General features: G+C 49.6%; 22 protein-coding genes. 6 read left to right on the top strand and 16 right to left on the bottom strand.

Features of this window, described 5'->3' with window-relative positions:
- Position 1 precedes the first annotated feature (1 nt).
- A complete protein-coding gene (locus AC2D8L_RS00605; protein ID WP_484683513.1) occupies positions 2 to 907 on the top strand; it encodes a pseudouridine-5'-phosphate glycosidase in 906 nt (301 codons plus the stop codon).
- A 23-nt stretch (positions 908 to 930) separates the two neighbouring features.
- On the opposite strand, the gene AC2D8L_RS00600 is transcribed toward AC2D8L_RS00605, so the two are convergent.
- From AC2D8L_RS00600 to AC2D8L_RS00550, 11 genes are all read right to left on the bottom strand, one after another.
- Positions 931 to 1,353, bottom strand: coding sequence for a hypothetical protein (locus AC2D8L_RS00600; protein WP_484683512.1), 423 nt, complete (start codon positions 1,351 to 1,353; stop codon positions 931 to 933).
- Between the two features lie 140 nt (positions 1,354 to 1,493).
- Positions 1,494 to 2,414 (bottom strand): carbohydrate kinase family protein, encoded by a 921-nt coding sequence (locus AC2D8L_RS00595; RefSeq protein WP_484683511.1) that lies wholly within the window; start codon positions 2,412 to 2,414, stop codon positions 1,494 to 1,496.
- A gap of 100 nt (positions 2,415 to 2,514) precedes the next feature.
- Positions 2,515 to 3,042: a molybdopterin adenylyltransferase gene (gene mog / locus AC2D8L_RS00590; RefSeq protein WP_484683510.1), complete on the bottom strand. Its 528-nt coding sequence runs from the start codon at positions 3,040 to 3,042 to the stop codon at positions 2,515 to 2,517.
- A 3-nt stretch (positions 3,043 to 3,045) separates the two neighbouring features.
- Positions 3,046 to 4,056 (bottom strand): GTP 3',8-cyclase MoaA, encoded by a 1,011-nt coding sequence (moaA, locus tag AC2D8L_RS00585; protein WP_484683509.1) that lies wholly within the window; start codon positions 4,054 to 4,056, stop codon positions 3,046 to 3,048.
- Positions 4,057 to 4,061: 5 nt separating this feature from the next.
- Complete coding sequence (locus tag AC2D8L_RS00580) at positions 4,062 to 4,931, bottom strand: peptidylprolyl isomerase (protein ID WP_484683508.1); 870 nt, start codon at positions 4,929 to 4,931, stop codon at positions 4,062 to 4,064.
- A 60-nt stretch (positions 4,932 to 4,991) separates the two neighbouring features.
- On the bottom strand, positions 4,992 to 5,687 hold the full coding sequence (narI, locus tag AC2D8L_RS00575) for a respiratory nitrate reductase subunit gamma (RefSeq protein ID WP_484683507.1): 696 nt from the start codon (positions 5,685 to 5,687) through the stop codon (positions 4,992 to 4,994).
- 11 nt (positions 5,688 to 5,698) lie between these two features.
- On the bottom strand, positions 5,699 to 6,403 hold the full coding sequence (gene narJ, locus AC2D8L_RS00570; protein WP_484683506.1) for a nitrate reductase molybdenum cofactor assembly chaperone: 705 nt from the start codon (positions 6,401 to 6,403) through the stop codon (positions 5,699 to 5,701).
- 12 nt (positions 6,404 to 6,415) lie between these two features.
- The gene (gene narH, locus AC2D8L_RS00565; protein ID WP_484683505.1) at positions 6,416 to 7,945 is read right to left on the bottom strand and encodes a nitrate reductase subunit beta; all 1,530 of its coding nucleotides are present in this window, start codon (positions 7,943 to 7,945) and stop codon (positions 6,416 to 6,418) included.
- Positions 7,945 to 11,682 carry a nitrate reductase subunit alpha gene (locus AC2D8L_RS00560; RefSeq protein WP_484683504.1) on the bottom strand — a complete coding sequence of 1,246 codons (3,738 nt, stop codon included), beginning with the start codon at positions 11,680 to 11,682 and terminating at the stop codon, positions 7,945 to 7,947. The genes narH and AC2D8L_RS00560 overlap by 1 nt, the downstream gene beginning before the upstream one ends.
- A gap of 70 nt (positions 11,683 to 11,752) precedes the next feature.
- A complete protein-coding gene (locus AC2D8L_RS00555) occupies positions 11,753 to 13,369 on the bottom strand; it encodes an MFS transporter (protein WP_484683503.1) in 1,617 nt (538 codons plus the stop codon).
- A gap of 99 nt (positions 13,370 to 13,468) precedes the next feature.
- The gene (locus AC2D8L_RS00550; RefSeq protein WP_484683502.1) at positions 13,469 to 14,884 is read right to left on the bottom strand and encodes an MFS transporter; all 1,416 of its coding nucleotides are present in this window, start codon (positions 14,882 to 14,884) and stop codon (positions 13,469 to 13,471) included.
- Between the two features lie 269 nt (positions 14,885 to 15,153).
- Here AC2D8L_RS00550 and AC2D8L_RS00545 point away from each other — a divergent pair, with 269 nt between their 5' ends.
- The 3 genes from AC2D8L_RS00545 (at position 15,154) to AC2D8L_RS00535 (ending at position 18,381) form a co-directional block, all read left to right on the top strand.
- Positions 15,154 to 15,849 carry a cyclic nucleotide-binding domain-containing protein gene (locus tag AC2D8L_RS00545; protein ID WP_484683501.1) on the top strand — a complete coding sequence of 232 codons (696 nt, stop codon included), beginning with the start codon at positions 15,154 to 15,156 and terminating at the stop codon, positions 15,847 to 15,849.
- A gap of 31 nt (positions 15,850 to 15,880) precedes the next feature.
- Positions 15,881 to 17,053, top strand: coding sequence for an N-methyl-L-tryptophan oxidase (gene solA / locus AC2D8L_RS00540; RefSeq protein WP_484683500.1), 1,173 nt, complete (start codon positions 15,881 to 15,883; stop codon positions 17,051 to 17,053).
- 101 nt (positions 17,054 to 17,154) lie between these two features.
- Positions 17,155 to 18,381 (top strand): MFS transporter, encoded by a 1,227-nt coding sequence (locus AC2D8L_RS00535; protein WP_484683499.1) that lies wholly within the window; start codon positions 17,155 to 17,157, stop codon positions 18,379 to 18,381.
- Here AC2D8L_RS00535 and AC2D8L_RS00530 read toward each other — a convergent pair.
- The 4 genes from AC2D8L_RS00530 to AC2D8L_RS00515 all read right to left on the bottom strand — a co-directional run bounded on the left by AC2D8L_RS00530 (position 18,378) and on the right by AC2D8L_RS00515 (position 22,306).
- Positions 18,378 to 19,151, bottom strand: coding sequence for a pentapeptide repeat-containing protein (locus tag AC2D8L_RS00530; protein WP_484683498.1), 774 nt, complete (start codon positions 19,149 to 19,151; stop codon positions 18,378 to 18,380). The two genes, AC2D8L_RS00535 and AC2D8L_RS00530, sit on opposite strands and share 4 nt — an antisense overlap.
- A 78-nt stretch (positions 19,152 to 19,229) precedes the next feature.
- Entirely contained in the window at positions 19,230 to 21,224 is a 1,995-nt protein-coding gene (locus AC2D8L_RS00525) for a vWA domain-containing protein (RefSeq protein WP_484683497.1), read from the bottom strand.
- Positions 21,225 to 21,228: 4 nt separating this feature from the next.
- Complete coding sequence (locus tag AC2D8L_RS00520; protein WP_484683496.1) at positions 21,229 to 21,768, bottom strand: RNA polymerase sigma factor; 540 nt, start codon at positions 21,766 to 21,768, stop codon at positions 21,229 to 21,231.
- A gap of 133 nt (positions 21,769 to 21,901) precedes the next feature.
- Complete coding sequence (locus tag AC2D8L_RS00515) at positions 21,902 to 22,306, bottom strand: DUF2177 family protein (protein ID WP_484683495.1); 405 nt, start codon at positions 22,304 to 22,306, stop codon at positions 21,902 to 21,904.
- Positions 22,307 to 22,431: 125 nt separating this feature from the next.
- On the opposite strand from AC2D8L_RS00515, the gene AC2D8L_RS00510 reads away from it, so the two are divergent.
- Positions 22,432 to 23,760: an NAD(P)/FAD-dependent oxidoreductase gene (locus AC2D8L_RS00510; protein ID WP_484683494.1), complete on the top strand. Its 1,329-nt coding sequence runs from the start codon at positions 22,432 to 22,434 to the stop codon at positions 23,758 to 23,760.
- Entirely contained in the window at positions 23,757 to 24,545 is a 789-nt protein-coding gene (locus tag AC2D8L_RS00505) for a DUF1365 domain-containing protein (protein ID WP_484683493.1), read from the top strand. The genes AC2D8L_RS00510 and AC2D8L_RS00505 overlap by 4 nt, the downstream gene beginning before the upstream one ends.
- A gap of 9 nt (positions 24,546 to 24,554) precedes the next feature.
- Here the strand turns inward: AC2D8L_RS00505 and AC2D8L_RS00500 are convergent, their stop codons facing one another.
- Positions 24,555 to 25,313 carry an SDR family NAD(P)-dependent oxidoreductase gene (locus tag AC2D8L_RS00500; RefSeq protein ID WP_484683492.1) on the bottom strand — a complete coding sequence of 253 codons (759 nt, stop codon included), beginning with the start codon at positions 25,311 to 25,313 and terminating at the stop codon, positions 24,555 to 24,557.
- Positions 25,314 to 25,315: the final 2 nt, after the last annotated feature.

Genomic DNA, 25,315 nt, shown 5'->3' with positions numbered 1-25,315 from the left:
AATGAAATTCAACTTGCAGTTCGGCGAACATGTCACCAAAGCAAAATTGTCCGGCCAACCGATCGTTGCCTTGGAAACAACCGTAGTGACCCACGGCATGGATTATCCACACAATATCGACACCGCCCTCGCTATGGAACAAGCCGTACGCGATGCAGGAGCATGCCCGGCAAGTCTTGGTATTGTCGACGGTCAGCCTGTGATCGGCATGAGCGAAGAACAGCTGCGGGATTTCGCCAAATCTCCTCGTGGTTCCATTGCCAAATGTAGCCGTAGAGATTTCCCAGCGCTCATGGGCAAGGGCAAATCTGGCTCACTTACCGTTGCGGGCACAATGATCTTGGCCAAGGCAGCGTCCATCGACGTGTTCGCCACTGGCGGCATTGGCGGCGTTCATCGCGGTCACCCATTTGACGTATCTGCCGATTTGCTTGAGTTGGGCAAAACGCCAGTGACAGTTGTGTGCGCAGGCGCAAAGTCGATCCTTGATTTACCACTCACCATGGAAGTGCTGGAAACCCAAGGGGTCCCAGTGATCGGTTATGGTTGCGAGAATTTGCCCGCATTTTACACGCGTGACAGCGGGATTGCCGTTCCGCACCAAGTTAACGGCGTGGACGATGCAGCAAATGTTCTCAATGCATGGCGCAAACTTTCGAGCGACAATGGCATGTTGTTCACGGTGCCAGTGCCAGAAGACGCGGCGCTGACAAATGCCGAGATGGAAAAGATCATCGAGGCAGCGATTGCGGAGGCGGATGCCAAGGGCATTCATGGTGCCGCTGTGACACCCTTTATGCTCGGTAAAGTCGTTGAATTAAGCGGTGGAACATCACTCAAAGCCAACATCGCACTACTGATCAACAATGCGAAAGTGGCTGGCGAAATCGCCATCGCCGCACAATAATGGCCGCGCAATAGTTGAGCTGGTTAGCGCGCCTTAACGGGCGCGCGCCAGGCGATGGCTTTACTTGAATTGTAGCAGCCAACAGCGACCTTCTTCGAATAATTGCCAGAGATTATTTTGACTTGGCCATTGTCGCATTTGCCCATCACAACACCAATGTGATTGCGCATCACCATGAGCGAGCCGACCTGAATTGGCTTTGCTTTTTTGCCATATTTTGCAAAGTCACGCGCGCGGTTTGAACCTTGCGTAGCAAACCCGGCCTCTGCCAAAATTTTATCCATATAGCAGGCGCACCATTTATTTGGACAGCCCTTTGGGCGTCGGCCACCTAAATCCTGTTCCATTAGTTTGATCAGGTTTTTGGCATGTGCAGGTTGCGCAAAGCCAGCGCTACCCACCGCGATTGTGGCGGCGCATAACAGTGTCATCAAGATTTTGTGCATAGTTTAGTGTGCGGTCAAAGCCGCCATCGTCGCTCTGTTGGTCAAGGATATTGCTTGGATTGACAGATCAATTCCAAGGCACGCCATCAACAATGATTTTGTGGCGCAATTGTGACCGAAGTGTTCTCAGTGCGGGGGAGCTAAAGTTCGCTCTGCCAAGGTGGATTTGCACCAGCACGAGAAACCGTAATCGCGGCAACACTAACCGCCAGTTCAAGTGCAGCTTGCAGATCAGCTTCATCGATGGTTTGCAATGCTGATTTGCTCAGGTTTCCGCTGCGCCGCAATCCCGCCAACAGTCCACCATTAAAGCTGTCACCCGCACCGACCGTGTCGATAACCTCGGCCTTTTGTGCAGGGACAAATGTCTTGCCTTTCCGTGTGACGGCATCAACGCCCTCACTGCCTTTAGTCATCAAAACAATCGAGGCGCCATCAGCAATCATTTGTTGGGCGGCGGTTTCGAACTCAACATTTGGCATAAGCCATTCTAGATCTTCGTCGGAAACTTTGATGATGTCGGCATGTTTCAACATACGTTCCATACGACCGCGGTAGGTTGTTTCATCAGTGACGAAACCAGGGCGAATGTTAGGGTCGAATGAAATCACACGAGAATTGGCTTCGCGGGCCATCAACGCTTCATATGTCGCCCCACATGGGTCTGGGATCAAGCTGATTGCACCAAAGTGCAGTGCAGAAACATCGTCGCCAAAGATCGGCAGATCAGCTTGCGTGATCATCCGGCCAGCGCTGTTTTCGTCGTAGAACGCATACTCTGCGTGGCCGTCAGTCAGCTTCACAAAAGCAAGCGTTGTTGGCAAATCATGACGCTTGCAAAATGAGGCATCAACGTTGGATTGCTTGAGGCTTTCATCAATCTGTTGGCCAAATAGATCCGTGGAAAGTCCGGTGAAAAAACCAGCACTTTCGCCCAATCGCCCAAGTGTAATCGCTGTATTGAAAACCGCACCGCCTGAAACAGGAAGATACCCACTGCCCTCGTTGCCAATTTCGCGGGGCAACATATCAATCAGCGCTTCGCCACAACAAACGATCATCGTTTAAATCTCCAACCACAATTGACGCCATCTATGCCAAATCAACGCAATGCCGCAAGTACAAGACGAACAATTTTGCATCTTCTTGTTACGCTTGGGTCTATTTCTTAGGGCGGAAACTATCAATCCTGCCGTGTTCCGTTTCAATTCGACCTGCGCCGATCAGATCCAGACAGTAAGGCACAGCGGGGAAAACAGCGGACAGGCACACATCAATAGCGGATGGTTTTCCCGGCACATTGATGATCAGCGTCTTGCCGCGAATACCGGCGGTTTGACGCGACAGGATTGCCGTTGGGACTTGTTCAAGGCTAACCTTGCGCATCAACTCGCCAAAGCCGAGCAGTTCTTTTTCCATCACCAGCGCCATGGCTTCCGGGGTTAAGTCGCGCGGCGATGGGCCAGTTCCACCGGTCGTTAAAACAAGATCAACGCCATCGTTGTCGCAAAGCTCTTTTAAGCAGGCTTCGACCGAAGAGATTCCATCTTCAATTATCCGTTTTTCTGGAACCCATTCCGAAGACACAACTTCGTTGAGCCATGCTTCGATCGCCGGACCACTTTTATCCTCATACTCACCGCGGCTAGCACGGTCAGAAATGGTTACGATCCCAATTTTTACAGTCATGAATTATCCACCCAAAAACGACATATGCCGTTTGATACCAGATGTAGAATTCTCATCAATCAAGAATTTGTGGCATTCAGGTTTTGTAAAAACTGTTTCGCGGATCAATCCTTCAACAGCGGCGTTGCTCTCCGACGACCGAAGTGCATCGCGTAAGTCAACTGAACCTTCTGAGCCCATACAGGTAAAAAGGGTTCCGGTGCACGAAACGCGCACGCGATTGCAGGTCGAGCAGAAATTATTCGACATCGGCGTGATAAATCCGAGTCGCCCGCCTGTTTCACCAACCCGCACATAGCGCGATGGTCCGCCGGTTGTGTCGCCAATATCAGCAAGCGACCAGCGGTTAGACAGCTCTTGTCGGAAGTCCGTCAGGGACAAATATTGCTCATTTCGATCAAATCCAACTTCACCCAAAGGCATTGTCTCGATCAGTGTCAGGTCCATGCCGCGGCTGTGGGCAAACTTGATCAAGTCGTCAATCTCTTCCTCGATCTTACCTTTAACGGCCACAGTGTTGATCTTGATATGTAGGCCAGCAGCAAGCGCTTCTTCGATGCTGTCTAGTACCCTCTCCAAGCGTCCCCACCGGGTAATTGCGGCATACTTTTCAGGACATAGTGTATCGAGCGAAACATTGACGCGCTTCACGCCAAAATCGACCAGCTGTTTGGCATATTTGCCCAGCAACGTGCCGTTTGTTGTCAACGTCAACTCATCCAACGCGCCGCTTTTCAAGTGACGAGACAAGCCTTCAAAAAGGCTCATCACATTTTTGCGCACCAATGGCTCTCCGCCAGTCAGGCGCACTTTTCGCACGCCGTTTTCAACAAATGAGCTAACCAAACGCTCCAACTCTTCGAGCGACAACACTTCTTTCCGGGGTAAAAATGTCATGTGTTCTGACATGCAATATGTGCACCGCAGGTCACAGCGATCAGTGATTGACAAGCGAAGGTAATTCGCTTGTCGTCCAAATTGATCAATCAGTTCTGCCGCGGGTTGGTTTTTCATAATGCCTACTGCACCAACGGGCTGTCTGTGCCGTCGATTTGAATGCCTTTGATTTCCGCTTCCCCGGCCAAAATGGTGATGTACTGAGCAACTGCGCGGCTCCAACTTGAAGCTTCCAAGAACGCAGCTATTTTCGTTTTCACATGATCAAATGGCAATTGTCTGCCTTCAATTTTACGATCCAACTGCATGACGTGATACCCAAATGGTGTCGGCACTGGCGCGGGGCTCATCTGGCCTTCTTCAAGTTCAAACAACACCGTTTCAAACTCCGGTACTGTTTGACCTTTGGTCAGTTGACCAAGGTTTCCGCCTTCTTTCGCGGAAGGACATTGCGAGAATTCGCGTGCAAATTCACCAAAGCGCTTGGGCTCTTTCTGAACGGCATCAATAATCTGCTGTGCTTTGACCATGCCTTTGCGGCGGGCCACAGGATCTTCCAGCGCACCGGCCAACAATATGTGACGCGCTTCATATATCGTCTCAGACGAAAACTTTTCTTGGTGCTGATCAAAGTACCGCTGGCATTCTTCTTCGCCTGCCCGGGGCACATCAACCTCTTGTTCCAAAAGCTGACGTACTTTCGCGTCATCGTCTGTTTCACGACGCCCCTGATCATCGCTCATTGGTGCTGCTTCAATATCCAAAGCAGCCGCTTTTTGCACAAGCAGTTCGCGGATCACCAGCGCACGTGCGGCATCCAAATAGGCTTCTTTTGGTTGTTCAGCGGTGTGGTTTTGCACCTCTTGCTGAATCGCTTCCAAAGTGATCTCGACGCCATTTACATATATCTCTGGTGACTTCGGTTTTGGATCAACTTTTACCGCATCGCCATTCGCCATTTTTGGCATTGAGTTATCAATTAGAGTTGTCATTTCAATTCCCCATCAATTTGTAGATGGGTGGGGCAGTGTTTTGCCCCACCAATGGCACGACTAGGCGCGTTTCTTTTTGCTGCGCACGATTTGGTAGCCCGGACGCCATAGATAACGAACCGGTGCACTAAGCATGTGAACAAGGCGAGTGAATGGGAACAAAAACAGGATTGTTAGCCCCAAGAACATATGTGCCTTAAAGATTGGGCTCGCATCAATAATGTAGCCCGACGCTTGGAAGTTGAATGTGAAGATGCCTTGGCAATAGTTCATGAAATTCACCATTTCATGACCATCAAGATGCTGTAGCGACACCGGAATGGTGCCAAGCCCCAATGCCAACTGAACCCACAAAATCAAAATCGTCAGGTTGTCAGAAAAACTGGTAGACGCACGTACCCGCGCATCAAAGAAGCGACGGTGAATAAGCAATGTCGCCCCTATAATGCCTGCAACGCCTGCAATGCCGCCAGCCACAATCGCCAGCATTTGCTTGGCGGAGTGACTAATCCCCAGCGCATCAAATATCCAAATAGGTGTAAGCAATCCTACCAAATGGCCGGCAAAAATCGTCAAAACGCCCAGGTGGAATAACACCGATCCCCACATCAACTGCTTTCGGCGTAGAAGTTGGCTGGAACCAGCCTTCCATGTGTAAGGGTCTTTGTCGTAACGCAAGACCGTCCCAATAATCAGGGTCGCTAGTGCGATATAGGGATAGATCCCAAACGCCGCATAATTGAGAAATTCTGTCATCTCTCTTCTCCCTACTGAACCGTTGGTTGCGGCGCAGGCCGCTTCGCAGCGCGGATCTGACGACCTAGCCGATCAGGACCGCAATCTTCTTCACCCTGACCACCACCAAAGGTGATCGCTTCTTCTTCCCAAACAGCATCAAGCGCTTCTAGATCGTTCGGATCATCGTCCGGAACGCTCAAAATCTCTTCGACAACTTTTGGATCAGCTTGGGTTGAAATGATTGCTTCAAGTGCCTGAAAAGCATTTGCGTAAATGCTCTTTTTCTTTTCCAAGCGCTGACGAAGGGCAGAGAGGATATGGACCGTTTGCCCCAACAGCTCTTCGCGCTCGTTTTCGATTTGAATTGACGCGAACTCAATGAACATGGGCAAGAAATCTGGCAGGTCAGTAACCGCCAGCTCAAAGCCTTGTTCTTCATACATCTGCTTGAGATCAACCATCGCCTGACCACGGTCACGGCTTTCGCCATGCACATGCTCAAACAAATGCAGAGACAAAGTGCGCGTGCGATCGAATAGCTCGACGTAACGTTCCTGCGCCTCATAGACGTCACGCGTTGCGATGTCGTCGATCAGCTGATTGAGGAGAGCCTTTGTGGGCTCTCCGGTTAGTCCGTCATCCAGCACAGCGGCCTTTAGTTCCAACCGAGCGTCTTGCAACTCCTTTGACGGATAAGAAAGCAACGTTGATATTATTTTCAATGCGTTAGCCATTATTTTCTCCGATCAAAATACGTCAGTTGGTGTGGTTACTGTTTTGGTTTTCTTTGCACCAAACAGATCAAGTTCTGAATTGCCACCAGAGCAACCATTGCCGAAACTAAACCCGCATGACCCACGAAGGTCATATGCATCCTCAGCTTCCTCACGGTGTGAGGTTGGGATCACAAATCTATCTTCATAGTTCGCAATCGCCATGATCTTGTACATGTCCTCGATCAATTCAGGGGTTAGCCCGACATCGGTCGCGAACTTGTCGTCAATCACACCGTCGATTGTTTTGGTGCGCATATATCCGCGCATCGCCAGCATCCGCTTCAGCGCAACTTTGATTGGCTCGTCCTTGCCGCCGGTCAAAAGATTGGCGAGATAACGAACAGGAATGCGCATGCTATCGACATCTGGCATGGAGTTTTTATCAACACCAATTTTGCCAGCAGCCGCTGCATTTTGCAGTGGAGACAATGGCGGAATGTACCAAACCATTGGCAGCGTCCGATATTCTGGGTGAAGTGGGAACGCCACTTTCCAATCCATCGCCATTTTGTAGACAGGCGAATTTTTGGCGCTTTCGAGCCAATCTTCTGGAATGCCCTGCGCACGCGCCTCAGCAATAACTTCAGGATCGTTTGGATCAAGGAACACTTTGAGCTGTTTCTCGTACAAATCCTTTGTGTCCGGTGTTGAGGCAATCTCTTCGATCTTGTCCGCATCATAAAGCATCACGCCCAAATAGCGGATGCGCCCAACGCACGTTTCAGAACAAACCGTTGGCAGCCCAGCCTCAATGCGTGGGTAACAGAATGTGCATTTTTCTGATTTTCCTGAAGACCAGTTGTAATAAATCTTCTTGTATGGACAACCAGAAACACACATCCGCCAACCGCGGCATTTTTCTTGGTCGATCAACACAATACCATCATCTTCACGCTTATAGATTGCGCCAGATGGACATGCGGCCACACAAGTTGGGTTGAGGCAGTGCTCACACAACCGTGGCAGATACATCATGAAGGTGTTTTCAAACTCGCCGTATATCTCTTTTTCGACGCCTTCAAAATTGTAGTCTTTTCCACGTTTGGAAAACTCACCACCAAGAATTTCTTCCCAGTTTGGACCCCAATTGATCTTTTCCATCCGCTCGCCAGAAATCAAAGAACGTGGACGCGCGGTAGGCGTTGTTTCAACTTCTTTTGCGGTTTGCAAGTGGCCATAATCAAAATCAAACGGCTCATAATAGTCGTCAATTTCAGGCAGGTCAGGGTTGGCAAAAATCTTGGCTAACACCCGCCATTTCGCGCCCATTTTGGGAGTGATCTTGCCTTTGGAATTGCGGGTCCAACCACCATTCCATTTCTTTTGGTTTTCCCAGTCTTTTGGGTAACCAACACCGGGCTTTGTTTCCACATTGTTGAACCAGGCATATTCAACGCCCTCACGGTTGGTCCAAACATTTTTGCAGGTGACAGAACAGGTGTGACACCCAATACATTTATCAAGGTTCAGCACCATGCCGACTTGTGCACGAATACGCATTATTTAGCACCCCTTTTGCCTTTATATGGCCCTTCGAGCCATTCGACTTTGTCCATCTTCCTGACAACCACAAACTCATCGCGGTTAGAGCCGACGGTGCCGTAATAGTTGAAGCCGTATGATTGCTGGACATAGCCGCCAATCATGTGCGTTGGTTTGGTGATGGCGCGGGTCACTGAGTTATGAATGCCGCCGCGAAGGCCTGTTGTTTCCGCCCCAGGTGTGTTCACAATTTTCTCTTGCGCGTGATACATGAAGATCGTTCCATCTTTCATGCGCTGAGAAACAACAACACGCGCGGTAAGAGCACCATTGGTGTTGTAAACTTCAACCCAATCATTGTCCTCAAGGTCTGCCTTTTTGGCGTCGGTCTCAGACAGCCAAACCACAGGGCCACCACGGTTCAACGTCAACATCATCAAATTGTCAGAATAGGTGGAGTGGATACCCCATTTCTGGTGTGGCGTGATGAAGTTCAGCACCACTTGCTTGTTGCCATTTGAACGTTTGTCCAATTCTGGCGTGATGGTTTTGGTATCAATCGGAGGTCGGTAGAGACAGAACCCTTCACCAAATGCCCGCATCCAGAGGTGATCCTGATAGAGCTGCTGACGACCAGTTAGCGTGCGCCAAGGGATCAATTCATGCACATTGGTATAACCCGCATTGTAGCAAACTTTTTCGCTTTCAAGGCCCGACCAAGTTGGTGACGAGATGATCTTTCTTGGCTGCGCGACAATGTCTCGGAACCTGATTTTTTCATCTTCTTTTGGCAAAGCAAGGTGAGCGTGTTCACGGCCCGTTTTTTCTTCCAATGCCTGCCAAGCTTTAACCGCCACTTCGCCATTTGTTTCTGGCGCAAGGCTAAGAACAACTTCACATGCATCAATCGCACTCTCAATTTTTGCAAGACCTTTGGAAACACCTTCCTCGGTCACAACGCCATTGAGTTCCTTGAGCAAATGCACTTCGTGCTTAGTATCCCAAGCAATGCCCTTGCCACCATTTCCAGCTTTGTCCATCAAAGGACCAAGCGCCGTGAACTTTTTATACAAGTTCGGATAATCACGCTCGACCGGAATAATGTTGGGCATCGTCTTGTTTGGAATGGCGTCGATTTCGCCCTTCTTCCAATCTTGCACATCAAGTGCCTGGCCCATTTCGGCAGGAGTATCGTGCAGAATTGGCAAGGTAACGATATCAGTCTCAACACCAAGAACTTCTGGTGCAATTTCGGAGAACTTTTTGGCCAAGCCTTTAAAAATTGCCCAATCCGATTTTGCTTCCCAAGCAGGGTCCGCCGCTGTTGATAGCGGGTGAATGAAGGGATGCATATCTGACGTGTTCAGATCGTCTTTTTCATACCAAGTTGCTGTCGGCAAAACGATGTCTGAATAAACACATGTTGTAGACATGCGGAAATCCAGCGTAACCAAAAGATCCAATTTTCCTTCAGGTGCCTCATCGTGCCATTTGGCTTCGGTTGATCGCGCACGACCTTCCTCGCCCAAATCTTTGCCCATCACCCCATGTGATGTGCCAAGCAAATGTTTGAGGAAATATTCGTGCCCCTTACCAGAAGAGCCGAGCAAGTTGGAGCGCCAAACAAACATGTTGCGTGGCCAGTTTGCCGGATCGTCAGGATCCTCACATGACATTTCCAATTCGCCAGACTTGAGCTTTTCAACCACATAGTCTTTGGGGTCTTTGCCCTCTTCTTTCGCTGCTGCGGCAATAGTGAGTGGGTTCGTCTTCAACTGTGGCGCAGAAGGCAACCAGCCCATCCGTTCAGCACGAATGTTATAGTCGATCATGGTGCCATCCCACGGGCCATCAGGCGCTGTGGGGGACAAGATCTCATCAACCTTCACAGTTTCATAGCGCCACTGATCTGTGTGCGCATAAAAGAAACTTGTTGAGTTCATATGGCGTGGTGGACGGTTCCAATCCAAACCAAACGCTAGAGGCTGCCATCCCGTTTGCGGGCGAAGTTTTTCTTGCCCCACATAATGGCTCCAACCGCCGCCAGACTGACCGATACAACCGCACATCACCAACATATTGATGATACCGCGATAGTTCATATCCATATGATACCAGTGGTTTAGACCAGCGCCGAGAATGACCATGGAACGGCCATTTGTTTTCTCCGCATTGTCCGCAAACTCACGAGCAGTTGTGATGATATGCTCTCTTGGCACACCTGTGATCTTTTCAGCCCAAGCTGGAGTGTAAGGTGTTTCATCATCAAAGCTCGTGGCAACATTTTCGCCACCCAAACCACGATCAAGACCGTAGTTCGCAACAAACAGATCAAACACCGTAGCGACCAGCGCATCGCCGTCGGCTAGCTTGACCTTTTTGGCCGGAACAGAGCGCACCAAGACGCTGTCGTGATCTGTGCCTTCAAAATGGTCATGTTCCTTATTGCCGAAATATGGGAATGCCACATCAGCAACTTGGTCATGCTCACCATCAAGCACAAAGCTCATATCCAATTCGGTCTCATTGCCGCCAGCGTCTTTGGCTTCCAAGTTCCACTGTTTGCTATCGTCCCAACGGAAACCGGCAGAGCCTTGTGGCACGACGATCTTCTTCGTCTTGCCGTCCACCGCGACAGTTTTCCATTCGGCGTTTTCTTTTTCGCCAAGATTGTCTTTGAAATCAGAGGCGCGAACCAAACGCTCGGGGATTAGGTTGCCGTCTTTTTCGACCAACCGAACCAGGTTCGGCATGTCGGTATAACGACGGCAATAGTCTTCAAAATATTCGGCCTGACGATCAAGGTGGAACTCGCGCAAAATCACGTGGCCCATCGCCATGGCTAGCGCTGCATCAGTGCCCTGTTTCGGGTGCAGCCAAAGGTCGGCAAATTTTGACGCTTCAGAATAGTCAGGCGATACAACAACTGACTTGGTGCCTTTATAACGCGCTTCTGTGTAGAAATGAGCATCTGGTGTACGCGTTTGCGGCACATTTGAGCCCCAAAGCATCAAGAAGCCAGCATTGTACCAATCAGCACTTTCAGGAACGTCGGTTTGCTCACCCCATGTCATGGGTGATGCGGGTGGCAAATCGCAATACCAATCATAGAACGACATGCATGTGCCGCCCATCAATGAGAGGTAACGAGAGCCAGCAGCGTAAGAAACCATGGACATCGCGGGAATTGGCGAGAAGCCAATAATCCGGTCAGGGCCATAAGTTTTCGCAGTATATGCGTTAGCCGCTGCGATGATTTCGTTCACTTCATCCCAAGTTGACCGCACCATGCCGCCATGGCCGCGCACTTCTTGGTAAGAACTGCGTGCTTCTTTATCCTGCTGGATATATTCCCAGGCAGCGACCGGCTCGCGCATCACGCGGGCTTCGCGCCATAATTTCACCAAACGCGAACGGATAAGCGGGTGCTTAACGCGGTTGGCGGAATACATGTACCAGCTGTAACTCGCGCCACGGGCGCAACCACGTGGCTCGTGGTTTGGAAGGTCAGGCCGTGTACGTGGGTAATCAGTTTGTTGCGTTTCCCAAGTGACAATGCCGCCTTTCACATAAATTTTCCAAGAGCATGAACCTGTACAGTTCACCCCATGTGTTGAGCGCACAATTTTATCGTGCTGCCAGCGTTTGCGGTAGGCATCCTCCCAACCGCGACTTTCATTGGTCGTAACCCCATGGCCATTAGAGAATTTCTCCTTTGGCGCTAAGAAGTTGAGACGATCCAGTAAATTACTCATATCAGTTCCCCTATAATTAGGATTGATCGGGGTGCCCTGCCGACACCCCGACAATGATCGCGCTCAGTTATCAAGGATTTTGAACGTATGCGTTCGGGCGGAGGTAGAACCACCAGTTGATCACGATGCAGACCGCGTAAAAGATCGCGAAGCCGTACAATGCGTATTCAGGATGTCCTGCGCCCAACTGCTCGCCGAACACTTTCGGGATAATGAAAGCGCCATACGCGGCAACCGCTGCTGTCCAACCCAATGCTGGGCCGGTTTGCTCTTTATCGAACACCATCGCGATGGTGCGGAAGGTCGAACCGTTGCCGATACCAGTGGCAGCAAACAACACGAGGAACAGTCCAAGGAATGGCCAGAAGTAGATTTCTGGTGTGGCAGATGAGTAGGCCTGCTGAATGAAGTAGGCTACGCCCAACGCACTTGCGACCATAACAACGGAGATGATCTGCGTTACTTTTGCACCGCCCATTTTGTCAGCCCACATGCCACCAATCGGACGGATTAGCGCGCCAATAAATGCGCCCATCCATGCAAACATCAGCGCAGACGGACCATTTGGGTTGGCCAAATCGTGGGTCATAACTCCATCAACTTCAACATGGCTAAAACCGAACACAACCTTGATGGTCAAAGGCAAAGCTGCTGAGAAGCCAATGAACGAACCAAATGTCATGGTGTAAATGACGGTCATCGCCCAAGTGTGCTTGTTGCCGAAAATCTTATATTGACGGTTCAGGTTTTGCCCGACGGCACCTGGGATCATTTTCAGACCCAAGACGGTGAGCACAATAACAATCGGCAATACGATCCATTTTGAAAGACCAAGACCAGAGGTTGGCATGCCGCCCTCAACTGTTGGCAACAATAGCCAAACACCAAACGCTGAAGTCAAAAGGCCAATCGCCAACATGCCAAGGATGATGCCTGCGGATCCAAAGAAGTTTGGAATTTTGGGTGACACATGCTCATCGCGAATGTTGTTCATGAACAACCAACCAAGGATCGCGAGCGGAATGAGGAAGACCAACCAAATCAAACCCGCGTTCTGAATGTATGTTTCAGTCCCAGCAGGGATTTTGCCGATCAATGTGCCAGATGTATTCACCAAAGTGCGGCTCGCGCCACCAAACAGACCCATTGTCATCGCCAATGGGATCAGGATTTGCATGGTGGTCACGCCAAAATTGCCCAACCCGGCATTCATACCCAGCGCATAGCCCTGAATTTTCTTCGGATAGAAGAAGGAGATGTTGGACATTGATGATGAGAAGTTACCGCCACCAATGCCAGACAAGAAAGCGAGCATTTGGAAGTACCAAAGCGGTGTGCCCGGGTCTTGCAACGCAAAGCCTGCGCCAATCGCTGGGATCATCAACAAGGCGGTTGTAAACACAATAGTGTTTCGCCCGCCCGCAATCCGGATGAAGAATGTGGAAGGAATACGTAGCGTGGCACCTGTTAGGCCAGCAATCGCGCCCAGGGTAAACAATTCAGATTTCGCAAACCCGAAATCCAAGTTCACCATTTGCACCGTGATGATGCCCCAATAGAGCCAAACAGCAAAACCACATAATAGAGATGGGATTGATATCCATAAGTTGCGCGTGGCGATGGCCTTACCAGTGGAATTCCACTGCGCTTCATCGTCCGGGTTCCAATCGCGAAGGTCTTTACCCACGATATTTCTCCTTAAGTTGAAAACCTTCTCAAGACTGTTCTTGAGCGTTTCTTGAATTACTTTTGAGCGGGCTGGTTAGTGCCAGCCCGCAATGTTGAATTAAGTTGCTGCTTGAGCTTCTGCTGCGCGCTTCTTGGCAACAGCCTCGATCGCAGCTTCCAACTCAGCATTTGCCTTGTCGGCTTTGGCCTTAATTGTCTCGATGTTTGCCGCTGCAAAATTGGCCCGTTCTTCATCTTCCTGACGAGTTGAGAAGCGAACGAAGAAGGCTAGGAACGATGCGATTGTCACAACAATACCGATGATCAGGAATGCTTGTGACCAGTCCAATGTGCCCTTGAACAAGAACCCAGCGGCCACCGCACCCGCGTTACCGCCAGCGCCAACGACGCCAGCAACTGCGCCAAGTGCTTTCTTGTTGATGAAGGGAACAACCGAGTAAGTCGCGCCTTCAGCCATTTGGGTGAACAGTGAGAAAAGGATCAAGGTAGGAATGGCGAGGAACAGCACATGCATTTGTGAGAAGAGCATCAAAGCCAAGCCCTCACAGAACAAGCAGATGAACAGCCAGAACGCACGACCCTTGAGGCCCCAAAGTGCGCCGTAGTTATCGCCAAATATCCCGCCCAATGTCCGGGCGAAAATATTCATCAAGCCGAATGAAGCGGCAACCAAACCGGCGGCAACCAAACCAAGGTCGAAGTAATCTGCGAAGTAGAGTGCAGCCACATTGTTGACGGTCAATTCGATGCCAAAACACGCACCATAAATCAGGAACAACACCCAAACGCGGCTGTCCTTTAGCGCTTCAAAATAGTTGGCGGTGACGCTCTTCTTTTGTGACATCATGCCTTTGGCACGAAGCTCTTTGTAGTTCCCGTCTGGCGCATCCTTTGTCCAGAAGAAATAGGCAATACCTGTTGCAAAGATCGCCAACCCGACAACCACCATGGACAAGCGCCAGCCCGCAGCTTCGGAGAAACCAAAACCAAGCACGAAAATTGAGAAGATCATTGGCATCACAAACTGTGTGACACCGCCACCGAGGTTACCCCAACCAGCGGAAGTCGCGTTGGCCTGCCCGACCACATTTGGCGCGAACATGACGGTGGTGTGATATTGAGTAATCACGAAGGCCGCGCCGATTGCACCAATAGCAAGGCGGAAAATCAGAAAGGATTGGAAGTCTTGCGCCAAGCCGATGCCCATCACAGGGAGCGCGCCAAGAGTTAGAAGACCAGTGTAAGTCAATCTTGGACCGATCCGGTCGCACAACCAACCGATAAGCAATCGTGCAAAGATGGTCACTGATACTGATGCGATGATTGTCCAACCGATTTGGTCTTTTGTTAAACTAAGCTCATCGCGAACAATCAGCATCAATGGCGCAATGCCAAACCATGCAAAGAAGCAGAGAAAGAACGAAAACCATGTCATATGGAACGTTCTGATTTGCACCATTGAGATCTTGAAAAAATTTCCCCAGAGGCTTGTCGCCTTGTTTTGCAGCTCCATGAGAGTTTGTCCCCTTAATGTACAACCGATAAAGCTGAACTCGCTCTAGATGATCGTGTGCGAGCTCCTTGAAAGGCATAAACTCGCTAATGGGGTCGTGAATTGTTGATCCAGATCAAAATCTTACAAATCCGCAGCAAAACAAGAGATCCACCTGCAAACGTGGGTTGCGGTTAAGACATTTGTTTAGGCAAAAACTTTAGGGTTGCAAGCACGTTGCAAAAATGATCAAGTCTTATCTTGATAATTATCAATAACAAGAAATCTACATGCGACCAGTAGAACAAGAACAGATTCGCGAACTCAACATCTTCAAGGGTATATCCCAAGAGAGTTTTGACGAGCTCATGCGCGCGTCATTTTTGCAGACATTTCCACCCAATATGGAGTTGATCCGTGAGGGTGAAGCATCCGACTTTCTGCATATTGTGGTCGAAGGCTGTGTGGAGCTTTTTGCAAATCTGAATGGACGCGAAAGCACTATGTCCATGGTGTACCCGGTTAGCTCTTTCATTCTTGCGGCTATACTGAAAGATGCCGTCTATTTAATGTCGGCGCGCACGAGCAAAAAGTCACGCATTTTGATGATCCCTGCGGTAAGCGTTAGAGGCGTTTTTGACAGTGACCCCGCGTTCTCCAAAGCCATGGTGATGGAACTTTCCACCTGCTATCGCGCAGTGGTGAAAGAACACAAAAACCTCAAACTACGCACGTCAGTCGAACGCTTAGCAAATCGACTATTGCGCTATCGCCAAAAACAGGGAACCGATGAGGTCGTCCTCCCCTATGACAAGAAAATTTTGGCATCGAATTTGGGCATGACGCCCGAAAATCTTTCTCGCGCTTTCAACACGCTCAAGCCATATGGCGTGAAAGTATCGGGGCACAAAATCAACATCACGGATGTTGACGAGTTGTCTAATTTTGCAAAACCGAGCGATCTGATCGACGATCAAACCGTCTAAATCTGTTTCAAATATTATTGAGGACACCCCGATGACCAATCGCAAAATTTATGACGTCGCTGTTATTGGTTTGGGCGCAATGGGCAGTGCAACGCTCTACCAATTGGCCAAGCAAAACGCCAATGTCATTGGCATAGATCAGTTCACCCCGCCTCACACAAAGGGTTCGACACATGGTGAAACCCGTGTCACCCGCTGCGCCATTGGGGAGGGCATTCAATATACCCCGCTTGCCCTGCGTTCTCATGAAATTTGGAAAGAACTAGCCAACGAAACTGGCGAGCAATTGCTGTTTGAAGTTGGTGGGTTGATGATCGCCTCTGGCGACAGCCATGGCAGCGTGCACGGCAGTGATGACTTCTTAGAAACAACAATCGCCGCCGCGAAAAAGTTCAACATCGATCACGAATTGCTAAACGCGGAGCAAATCCGCGCCCGCTTCCCAGGCTTCAATGCAACCGGAAATGATCAAGCCTATTTCGAACCCGGCGCCGGTTACCTCAAAGTCGAAGAATGCGTGCAATCCCAACTTGATCGCGCGGCCGAGCTGGGCGCCAAGACCTTGTTTGACACCAAAGTGCGCACCATCAATTCTGTTGATGGCCAGTTTGAAGTTGAAACTGATGGCGAGACAATAATCGCGAAGAAGCTGGTAGTGAGCGCTGGGCCATGGGTCAATAAACTGCTTGGAAAACCCTATGACGACATTCTAACCACCTCGCGCCAAGTGCTACACTGGTATCCGATTGCGCAGGATGCAAAAAAGGATTGGACTGATCATCCCGTATTCATTTGGTTACATGGCGAAGGCGATGGATATTATGGTTTGCCGTCCCTCGCGGAACCAAATTTGGTCAAGGTCGCGACCGCAAATTACGGCGAAACAGCAAACCCGGATGCAATGAACACAGATGTCGACACCAAGGAACAGGTCGACATGTTTGAAGTGCATTTAGAAGGTCGCCTCGCCGGCATCCAGGCCGCCGCAAAGAAATCTGTCACCTGCATATATACCCTAACACCGGACAGTGACTTCATAATCGACACGCACCCAGACCATGACAATATGATGATCGTGTCGGCGTGTTCAGGTCACGGGTTTAAGCACTCTGCTGCCATTGGCGAAGCTGTAGCACAGCAAATGTTGCATCAAAAATCTGACCTTGACTTATCTGCGTTCAAACTTGCCCGCTTCTTAGACTAAAGACCCTTCCCTGAACTTATTGCTTTTATTTGAAATCCGTTGTTAGGGTTCTTTGAAAGCAATCAGGTTTTGCGCGCTGCGCCTGTTCGGGGGGAAAACAAATGTGGATCGCTATTCGCTCGGCATGGCCCTTATTCATCGGCATGATTTTGCTGATGGTCAGCAATGGTCTATTGTCGACCATTCTCACCATTCGCGGACAGGAAATCGGATTTTCTGAATCCGTCATCGGTTTGGTGCAATCCGGTTATCCAATTGGATTTATCTTTTCGTGTTTCATCACCCCACGTCTCATTTCAGGGTCCGGGCACGTTCGGGTATTCGCAGCCCTTGTTTCGATTGCCAGCACGTCAGCGCTAATCCACTTGATCACCTATGATCCATATAGTTGGGGCGCTATGCGCGTTGTGTCAGGCTTTTGTTTCTCTGGCATTTATATCGTTGCCGAAAGCTGGCTGAATTCTGTTTCGGACAATAAAAACCGCGGATCTTTACTCTCGACCTATTTCGTCATCCAGACGGCTGGCTACATGATCGGCCAACTCATGCTAGGCCTTTCAAAGCCCGGCGACATAAGCCTATTCATCCTTACTTCCGTGATTTTATCTTTTGCCCTAGTCCCAATTTTGATCGCTGCAACCACTCAACCTTCAACCGAAGACCCCCAACGGGTAACAGTATTTGAATTGTTTAGATTGTCCCCAATGGCTCTAATAGGTGGCTTTGCGACCGGCATCGCCAATGGTGGATTGGTCTTCGTGACCGCGCTATATGCCCGAAATGTGGGGCTAAGTGTCAGCGCGACAGGTTATCTGTTGGCCATCTCGACATTTGGCGGATTGCTGATGCAGTTTCCACTGGGCACGCTTTCAGACAAGATTGATCGACGTCTGGTTATTACGGGCTCGGCCCTCATCACATTTCTTGTGTGCATGTTTATGCTGCTGGCCCCGAACGCTCAATCCAACAACATAACCTTGTTCGGCGGCTTCTTGCTGCTCGGTGGGTTCACGTTGCCAATCTATTCGATCTGCATGGCGCACATGAACGACCATATCAAACAAAGCCAGATGGTCGCCGCATCGAGCACGCTCGTTTTGGTGTTTGCCACTGGCATGGTTTTGGGGCCGATTGTTGGCTCGTTCGCCCTCGATAACATTGGCGCAAACGGCATGTTCATGATGTATATTTTTGTTGCTGCCATTTTGGCTGGCACTGGCATTCAACGTATCCTCCTCAGCGACAAGAAGGTTGTGGACGGCCGCGATATTGTGCCGATCACCAACGCCTTCACCCCGGAAGCGACGCAAATTCAGATGGACGATTAAGGAAAGACCTGAATGCCAAGATGCGCCAACAACGTGGCTTGCTGGTCTTCGCTAATTTTGATGCCATCATAGCCGGACAGTATGCCGAGCATGAGCCCTTCTAACCGTGCCCCCCGCAAGTCTGCACGGTCAAAATTTGCGCGCCGCAGCTGAGCGTTTGATAGATCGCAACTGCTCATATCTGTGTTCAAAAAAATGCACGAACTTAGATCAGCATTGCAAAAGCTCGATCTGCTCAAGTTGCAATCGCCCATATCGATGCCGGACATATTTGCATCATCAAAAATCGTCGCGATTAAGTTTGCGCGGGTGACGCGCTGCGCCCGCCCATAGGTACGGGTAAATGTGGCCTCACCGAAATCCGCCCCATTGGCTTTACAGTCTTTAATCGAAACATCAAACAGATCTGCGCCAACAAACCGAGCTGACGATAAGTTGCAGTTTGAGAAGTTTGCTTCTCGCATTTCTGCGTAAGAAAAATCAGCGCCCTCACCCATACGCGCGTCAAAAAAGTTACAATGGTCAAATTCCGCATCGCCCAACCGCGAGCGAGAAAAGGAAGATCCAGAAAACTGGCATTCCGAAAAACGTGCACCGCTCAAATCGCAATCGACCCATCGGCAGTTTTTGAAACGCACTTTTTGCGCGACCAGCTCTTCAAGTTGATCCGGGTTAAACTCCAACCCATCAATTTCCACTTCGATAAGCGGCTTTTGATCTTCCAGTAATTTGTCTAATTCAGATTGATCAAGGATGGGGAGTTCAGACATGAGGCGACTCGCGTTTGGATTATGCGCTCACCATAATATTATGCGACGGTGACACAACCACCGCCGCATAAATCTATTCTAATTTTGGCTAAGAGATTTCGCCGCTTCAACAATGCGGATGAACTCTGCACGATAGCCAAAGCGATCAGAACCGCGGCTCGATTTTGCCAATTCGGCAATCTTATCAAAGCCAAAATTGTCAACATGATCATTGCCGCGAAGCTTTTGCCCGAACGCTGCCACCGCGACACTGAACTGAATGTCGTTCGACAAATTGTCTGTTACGTTAGTTTGATCGACAGCAAATTCAATCAACTCGCTTTGATCCGCATTCTGCAATTTGTAGCGCATTTTGAAATAGCCATATTCATCTGCATTGGCAGTCTGGTCAGCGGCGACGTCTTGCCCGTAACGTAATGGATCGACAGGCTGAACTCCGTCTGCTGGCGTTAGTTCATAAATTGCCGTCACCGCATGGCCTGCACCAACATCGCCAGCATCAACCTTGTCATTGTTGAAATCTTCGCGGTTCAATGCGCGGGTTTCATAGCCAATCAATCGATAGGCCGAAACTTGTGCGGGGTTAAACTCCATTTGGATTTTCACGTCCCGTGCGATGGTTTGGAGGGTGGAGCCAACTTCATTTGCCAACACCTTGCGCGCTTCTGTAAAACTATCAATATAGCTCGCATTTCCGTCGCCATTTTGCGCAAGGGCTTGCATCAACCCATCATTGTAATTGCCTTGCCCAAAACCAAGCACAGAAAGAGATATTCCCTTATCCCGCTTTTGCTTGATGAAGTTCTTGAGGTCTTCAGGGTCAGAAATTCCGACATTGAAATCGCCGTCTGTCGCTAAGATAACCCGGTTTACCCCATCGATATTCTTCGCATCATCAGCCAACCGATAAGCGGCTTCAATACCTGCCGCCCCAGCCGTTGAGCCACCTGGCTGCAACCGATCAAGCGCTTCAACAATCTTGCGTTTTTCAGAACCCTTTGTCGGCTCCAAAACAACACCGGCGGCTCCAGCGTAAGTGACGATAGATACCGTATCCTCATCGTCCATTTGATCCACAAGCAGTTTGAAGGCGCGTTTAAGTAACGGCAATTTATCCGCATCCTGCATCGAACCCGACGTATCAATTAGGAACACCAAGTTGGTTGGCTGTTCCAAAACATTCTGTGGCATATATCCTTTGACCGCCACATGCATCAGCTTGTGCTCAGCGTTCCAAGGCGCGGGAAAGACCGTAACTTTAGGCGCGAATGGTTCATTCGAACTTTTTGGCGTCGCATAATCATAAGTGAAGTAATTGATCAGCTCTTCCGTGCGCACCGCATCTTTTGGCGGCAAATAGCCACTTTCAATTGAATTTCGGACATAGGCGTAGGACGCCGTATCCACATCAATTGAGAAGGTGGAAACTGGATTGTCGACCGTCAATTTGATGGTTCTGTCTTCAAACGAGGTGAATTGATCGCCAGCTTTCGGGTCGACAATCATGCCGTCCATTTTGCGGGGCGCACTCGCACCCTGTGCTTCCAGCTTGCCGATGGCCTGTCGCTGCAACATTGGCTGTGCTTCATCCATAGACACTTCCTGTTGAGCAGCCAACAATTGGGTTGGTTCTGGCAGTGGCGCATTCACCTCGTCAGCTAATACCGGCGCTTCTTCAAATTCCGGAGGTAAAATCGGCAGCTCACCGTCGGTCCCTTCGTTCAAAACGATTGCAGGTTCGTTGGTGCTTGTTGGCGTCGTCACCCGACTATCCACCTTAGGTGGCGTCAGCGACGTGTTGTTCATCAATTGCCAGCTTAGGGGCACCACCAACAAAGCAGTGATCGCAGCGGTTGCAGGAATGCGCATATCCATCAATTTAATCCTTCTCAATGGGCTAAAGATGGACATAAGACGTTCCCGCCACGACATTCCTTGGGATTTTGTTGAATTATTTTTTGCTTCATCAAAAGCGTCCATTGCCAACGCCATGGCGCGACGCTTTGCATCATCAGAAGATGGTGGCGTTTCAACAGATTTCAGGTGCTCTAGTTTTTTATCAAAATCACTCATGAGATTACAAAAGCCCCTTCAATGTTTTCTTCGCTTCATGCACATACCAAGAAACGGTTTTTTCCTTACAGCCCATGATCACCGCACATTCTGCGTGGCTCAGCCCTTCGGCGTAAATCATTAACATGGCGTCTCGTTGCTTTTCCGGGAGTTGCCGAACCGCCGTCCAAATCTCATTGGCAGCAGTTTCATCTTCTTGGGTTGAGGGCGTGTGCGAAGCCCCGACCAAACTTAAGGCCTCAACATTGCGCCCCCGCCGAGCGGATTGACGTTGATGATCGCGCACGACATTTAGTGTGACGCGATAAAGCCAACTGGAAAATTTGGATCGCCCGTCAAATTGGCGCACAGCTTTGGCCAGCTTGATGACGACAGATTGCGTGATGTCTTCCGCATCGCCCTGATCGCCTAGCCACTTAACGGCGATGCGAAAAATGAAGTCATATTGCTGGTCAATCAGATCAGCAAATGCCTGCCGATCACCATTGGCGGCAAGCTTTGCCAGCTCTTCCGATGAGCGTATAGGTGTCTGATTTTCAACCAATATCTGTTCCAAACAAGCGCCCAATTGCAGATCCCTTTGGGTATCAAACAACTATTAGACGATTGTGCGGCATCAATCCTTGGAAAAAAAGTAAAAATAATTGCGGCGCCCGGCGGACCCCACAATTGGAGACTTAGTTGAGTATTGCTTTGGTGATGGCAAAACCAGCATAGGCTGATACCATTGAGAGAACACCGCCCCACACAATATCAACCGCCACAACTTCCCAGGACCAGCCTTTAAGCGTCGCGACATTTGTGATGTCGTAGGTTGCATAGGCCAAAAGGCCAAACACGGCAGCATTGATGAGTACTGTTGCGGTTGAACCATCCCTAAGCGCGGGAATAATCGCGAGATGCACAATCCCCATGACGTAAAAGAGATAGAAAATCGCCGCCGCCGCAAAATTGGGCTGTTCAAGTAAAAGCGGCCCTATTCGGTCAAAATAGAATTTTCGCGCAACGAAACTGAGCCAAACAAAGTCAATTCCCAAAAAGACGACCAACGTCGCGACATAGGCGGTGAAATATTGAACCATTCTCAAATCCTCTTGTTGCTACCATAACGAATGCAAACCGGATTTGGTTCACTCATATTTTTTGTGATCCAACTATCACGCTGAACCGTTTAATCTATAATGGGGTTTAGAGCGTAGGTTATTCAATGCAAAAACTGAATATTGCGATTGTTGGTTCGGGCATTTCGGGGCTGAGTGCAGCGTGGCTTTTATCCAAATCGCACAACGTTACGCTTTTTGAAGCGGGCAGCTATTTGGGCGGGCACACCAATACGGTTGATGTTGAAACAAAAGATGGCACAATCCCCGTTGATACGGGCTTCATTGTTTATAACGAACCCAATTACCCCAACCTCACCGCAATGTTTGACCACCTCAATATTGCGACCCACCATACCGATATGAGTTTTGCCTTTAGTGTCGATCAAGGGCGGTATGAATATTCAGGCTCTGGGGCGAATGGCTTTTTTGGCCAGCGCCGCAATGTGGTGAACATCGACCACTGGCAACAACTTAATGATATGATGCGGTTCTTTAAGACCGCCCCTAAGCGCATTGAGGCTTACAACGACAATATCAGCCTTGGCGACTATTTGCTTGCTGAAAAATTCTCGCAATTTTTCATCAACAACCATGTCATCCCCATGGGTGCAGCCATTTGGTCGACAGACGTGGCTGAAATGATGTCGTACCCCGCAAAGACCTTTATCGATTTTTACGCCAACCACGCATTATTGAAAATCAAGCAAAAGCCAGACTGGCGATCTGTCATTGGTGGCGGCCGAAATTATGTTGAGCGGCTGGTTGAAGATGGCGATTTCAATGCAAGGTTGAACAACCCGATTAAGTCTGTCATTCGCCATAAAGATCATGTTGAAATTGTCAGCAATGACGGCATCACACAGACATTCGATCAAGTTGTGATGGCCACCCATGCGGACACAACTCTGGAATTGTTGAACCAACCCGATCCGATGGAAACAAACCTTCTGGGTCACTTCCCCTATCAGCTCAATAAAGCCGTTTTGCATAGCGATGCCAGCTGGATGCCGAAACGCAAGCGCCTATGGTCATGCTGGAATTACCTCAAAGACAGTGCCAGTGAAGAAGACCGCCTATGCGTTACCTATTGGATGAACGAATTGCAGGAGCTGGAAACAGATCACGACCTATTCGTCACCCTAAACCCGACCGGCGAAATTGATAAATCGCTCACCTATGCCGAGTTTGATTATCAGCACCCTGTTTTTGACGCGGCCGCCATTCAGGCTCAAAAATCTCTATGGGCATTGCAAGGTCAAAACCGCACATGGTTCTGCGGTGCTTATTTTGGCTATGGATTCCACGAAGACGGCATTCAGTCTGGGCTTGCAGTAGCAGAAGCCTTGGGCGACGTCCGCCGACCTTGGGATATCAAAAACGAATCTGGTCGTATTCATATTCATTCGCCAAGCGACAAAGTTGCAGCCGAATGAGCGAAATCCCCAATGCCATTTATAAAGGGAACGTTACGCACAAGCGACTGCGCCCGGTGAAACACAGCCTAAATTATGGCGTCTTTAACTTGCTTGTGGATTGCGATCAACTTGATGAATTGGCGGGGAAACTAAAATTCTTTTCCCACAACAAACCAAACCTGGTCAGCATTTACGATAAGGACCATGGGGACAGCCAACATCTCTCCCCCTATCTTCAGACCTTAGCTCAAAAAGCATTGCCGGATACGCCAGTAAGCTCATTCAAAATGCTCGCCTACCCGCGCATATTTGGCTACGCGTTTAACCCTCTCACTGTCTATTTTGGATTGGACGAGACAGGGCAAACTCGCCTCATGATCTATGAGGTCAACAATACATTCGGCCAGCGCCATACCTATGTCATTCCCGCGGAACGACGCGAAGACGGCATGATTTGGCAAAATTGTGAGAAGCAATTTTACGTGTCTCCATTTAATGATGTGAGCGGAAATTACACATTTCACGTCACCCCAATTGAAGAAAAAATCACCGTTGGCGTCGCGTTGCGTGACCAAGAAGGCCCACTTCTCAATGCCTTTTTCGCTGGCAAGCGAGAGCAACTCACTGATGGACGATTGCTAAAAGCAATTATTGGCACTGGTTGGATGACAGTTAAAGTAATGGCGGGCATTCATCTTGAAGCGCTCAAACTATGGATCAAAGGCTTAAAGCTGAAGCCGCGGCCTGACGCACCAAAGCGCGCTGTTGAGTTTGTGAAAAAGAAACCAGACCCTGCCGAATAATCTAGGCGTCTACTGCGCCATCATCCGCTTCATTGCCCAAAAGAATATCCCATTTGGCAAGATGCGCAGCAGTTTCATCGCTGTTGTAAAACGCCAAGGGAACCGTATTTCAAACTTACCAGCATTCAAGCCTTTTTCGATGTCGATCGCTGCCTGATCAGTCGTGATAAGGTCTGGCATTGGAAACGGATTGTCCCGTGTCATGTCCGTGTCAACAAAGCCCGGATTAATAACCGAAACCTGAACGCCAAATTTTTCCAATTCAGGCTTCAGCGTTTCGGCCAAATTAATCAGCGCCGCCTTGGTTGGGCCGTAGGCCAGTGAACGCGGTAGACCGCGATAACCAGCGACCGAGGCGACGATGGCGATGTGCCCCTGCCCACGAGCTTTCATCAATGGCACAAGCTTTTCCAGCGCATAAATCACGCCCATATAATTCACTTCAACGCCTTGCCGGATTTTGGAAACATCCATATCCACGGCGTCCATCAAGGACCACGCCCCAGCGTTTAACACAACTAAATCAATGGGTTGATCATTTTCAATCGCGTCAATAACCGCGCCAACATCTTCTTGCTGCGCCACATCCAACGGAAAGGCCTCAATATTGGCATGCTTGTCAGCGAGTTGCGCCAACTTGTCTTCAGACCGCGCAGAAACAGCAATCTTGTCACCGGACGCAGCCATGCGCTCAGCCAGCGCATAGCCAATGCCAGAACTTGCGCCCGTGATCCAAACGTGGCGCGAATTTTGCGACTGATTTTCCATCG

This window comes from Maritalea sp. YIW29 (genome assembly GCF_057219265.1).
This window is presented reverse-complemented; position numbering and strand designations above follow the sequence as displayed.